This is a genomic window from Mesorhizobium sp. M0991 (genome assembly GCF_040318915.1).
GTDB lineage: Bacteria > Pseudomonadota > Alphaproteobacteria > Rhizobiales > Rhizobiaceae > Mesorhizobium.
On the sequence record NZ_JAMYNE010000087.1, the window covers coordinates 1 to 3,112 of the forward strand.

A 3,112-nucleotide genomic window follows, 5' to 3' on the forward strand; every position below is an offset into this window, starting at 1 on the left:
GAAGGTCGGCGGCGCGCGCCATGTCGATGTCGAGGAAGGTCCGGCCCATGAGGAAATTGGAAGCCTCGGCGGCGACGTTCTTGGCAAGCTTGGCCAGCCGCTGGGTGGCGATGATACCGGCAAGCCCGCGTTTGCGGCCACGGCACATCAAATTGGTCATGGCGCCGAGCGAGAGCTTGCGCGCCTCGTCTGAAACCTCGCCGGCAACCGCCGGCGCGAACAGCTGCGCCTCGTCGACCACCACCAGCATCGGGTACCAGTGGTCGCGGGCGACCTCAATCATCCCGCCTAGTGCGAGCACGTTCTCAAATCTGTGCACAACTTGTACAATTGGTCGAGCGCTGCGAAGCTTGGTATCGACGGCTTAATACTGCGGAGGCCGAGGGCGAGGTGAAAGCGGCTAACTTTGCCCGCCTCAGCTACAAGGAGAATCTAGAACTCATCGTGGCAATGGGACAACGCACAAAACCTTATGCGGGCACGGTCAGATCTCTGATTAAGCAAGAAGTAGCAGCAGGGCGGGAGTGGCTTGGTGCAATAGTTTGGATCTGAATCAGGCGTTCGTCCCGAAAGCGGAAGGGCAGCTTTCGGCCCACTTGCCGCAAGCAAGATCGGTCAAGACGAAGCGTCCCGGCCCCTTGACCATCAGGACCCCATGCAGCAGGCCGTAGACCTCGCGATGGGCCATGTAATTGGCTTTCGATGACTTTCTGGTTGGCCGCCAGCCCGTTGGCGAACAACTCCTGATTGGATGCCGCCCGGGCTTGGAATGTTGACGTTCTCCCGCCGTCCAATTGCCGCCCGCGTAGGTAACGCGGATACTTCACCAGGTCCCGAAATCACATGACGCGCAGCCGCCGTCTCTGTCTGATCTTTGGAACTTAAACATATCGGTAGAAAATAGCCGTAACCATCTTTCATCTTGCCGCGTATGGTCCGATCATCGGTGCAAGTTTGAGGACATGCAATGAAGAAAGTCGCTGCTCTCCTGGTACTTTCTCTCGTTACCATGCTGCCCGCCATGGCAGCCGCGCAGTCCAACGTGCCGGAGCTTGGGCCATCGCCGCCGCAGGATGCTATGCAGCTGTATCCCGACGGCGTCGAGAAGGCGGTGGCCGCCCTGCCGGACATCGTCAAGAAAGTCGCGGACGCATCCAACGTTCCCGGCTTCGCCGTGGCGGTGGTGCATGGCGGCAAGATGATCTTTGACGAAGGCTATGGCCTTCGCGACAACCGGGACGACACCTCTAAGGTCAGCAGCACCACCATCTTCCAGGTCGCCTCGGTGTCGAAGTCGATCTCGGCCACGGTGGCCGCCATCGCCATGACGAAGGACCACAGCTTCGACTGGGATACCCCGGTCGGCAAGATCTGGGATGGCTTCCGCCTCAATCTCGACTATGTCTCGGGCAACGCCACCATCGGCGATTTCTTCGCCCATCGCTCGGGCTTGCCGATGGCGGCGGGCGACGAGCTCGAGGATCTCGGCTTCCAACGCAAGCAGATCGTCGGCAGCCTATGGATGGTGCCGCTCGATCTCTTCCGCATCTCCTATCACTACGCCAACTTCGGCACGACGATCGGCGCCGAGGCGGTGGCCCATGCCGAGAAACAGCCTTGGGAGCCGCTGGCCAAGAGCCTGCTGTTCGATCCACTAGGCATGCGTTCGAGCAGCTACCTGCACAAGGACTTCATTGCCGCCGGCAACGACCGCGCCCTGTTGCATGCGCGCGTCGCGGACAATGTCTTCAAGCCGCTCTACGACCGCGATCCCGACCAGCAGGCGCCGGCGGGCGGCGTCTCCTCCAGCGCCCAGGATCTTGCCAAGTGGATGATCCTGCTGCTTGCCGACGGCGCGTATAACGGCCAGCCCATGATCGACCCGAAGATCCTGCAGCCGGCCATCACACCGCAGATCGTGACCTACCGCGGCGAGACGCCCGATACGCGGGCCAGCTCCTATGGCTATGGCTTCAATGTGGGGGTGAACGCCAATGGCCGCACAACCATGGGCCATTCCGGCGCCTTCCTGCTCGGCGCCGGCACCACCTTCCAGGTCTTGCCCTCGGCCGATGTCGGTATCGTCGTGCTCACCAACGGCTCCCCCGTCGGCGCCGCCGAGGCGGTCGCCGCCAGCTTTATGGACATCGTGCAATATGGCCAGGTGACCCGCGACTGGTATCCCTACATCAAGCCGCGGTTCATGGGCTACTACAAGCCAGTGGGCGACCTCGCCGGCAAGGACAAGCCGACGAACCCCGCCAAGGCGCGCAGTCCATCCTTCTACGCCGGCGAATATACGAGCAACTATTTCGACACCGCCAACGTGCTGGCTGATGGCGAAAAGCTGGTGCTCGAACTCGGCCCCAAGCCCATGCGATTCACGCTCGAACACTGGGACGGCGACACCTATGCCCTCACCCCCCGCGGCGAGAACGCGCCGATCGGCTCGCTGTCATCGGTGACGTTCGTCGGTTCCCCCGGCAGCATTCACGCGCGGGTGATGACGGTGGACTATCTGAATGAGAACGGGTTGGGGCATTTTCAGAGGTAGGGGTGGAGGCGTCGGGTGCTCAGCTCAAAACGCGACGTCTGAGTAGTGGTTCGGCAATGAGCGCTCTTGGCGCTTTGGTGATGTTGAGCGACGTCAGCTTTCGCTTAAACCGCAGCAGCCATCACCCCGCCAGCCTCCCCTGCTCCGCCTCCTCGGCATTGGGATCGCCCGGCGCCGTCGCCCAGGCCAGCTCCACCAGCGTCACCGTCCGCCGGCCAACCCCGTCGAGCTGACACACGATCAGCCCCTGCTCCTCGATGTAAGTCAGCAGGCGCCGGGCGCGGCGTAGCGAGTGCGAGCCGTAGGCGCGGGCGATCGCCGCGTCGCTCGGGCAGGGCCAGCCTTCCTTCGCCGCGCGGGCGATCATCATGAACACGCCCTGCATATCCTCGGGCAGCAGCGAGGCGCGCGCCGAGACGTCCTGCCATGCGTCACCGCCGGCCATGTCGGAGCCGAGGCCGGCGCGGGCGCGCGTCAGCATGCGGCGGAACTCCGGCAGGTCCGGCACGACCGAGGCGAGGCCCTCGATGCGGCAGCGGACCACGAACTCCTGATAGA

At 63.2% G+C, this 3,112-nt stretch carries 2 protein-coding genes and 2 pseudogenes; 1 reads left to right on the forward strand and 3 read right to left on the reverse strand.

Annotated features, from left to right (window positions below; translation table 11 throughout):
- Together NKH70_RS35520 and NKH70_RS35525 are read right to left on the reverse strand one after the other, a co-directional pair.
- Positions 1 to 292: pseudogene (locus tag NKH70_RS35520) on the reverse strand (ATP-binding protein); the annotation flags it as partial.
- Positions 293 to 553: 261 nt separating this feature from the next.
- On the reverse strand, positions 554 to 688 hold the full coding sequence (locus tag NKH70_RS35525) for a hypothetical protein (RefSeq protein ID WP_352721520.1): 135 nt from the start codon (positions 686 to 688) through the stop codon (positions 554 to 556).
- A gap of 279 nt (positions 689 to 967) precedes the next feature.
- On the opposite strand from NKH70_RS35525, the gene NKH70_RS35530 reads away from it, so the two are divergent.
- Positions 968 to 2,554 (forward strand): serine hydrolase, encoded by a 1,587-nt coding sequence (locus tag NKH70_RS35530; RefSeq protein WP_352721522.1) that lies wholly within the window; start codon positions 968 to 970, stop codon positions 2,552 to 2,554.
- Positions 2,555 to 2,675: 121 nt separating this feature from the next.
- Here NKH70_RS35530 and NKH70_RS35535 read toward each other — a convergent pair.
- Positions 2,676 to 3,112, reverse strand: a pseudogene (locus NKH70_RS35535) (ATP-binding protein); the annotation flags it as partial.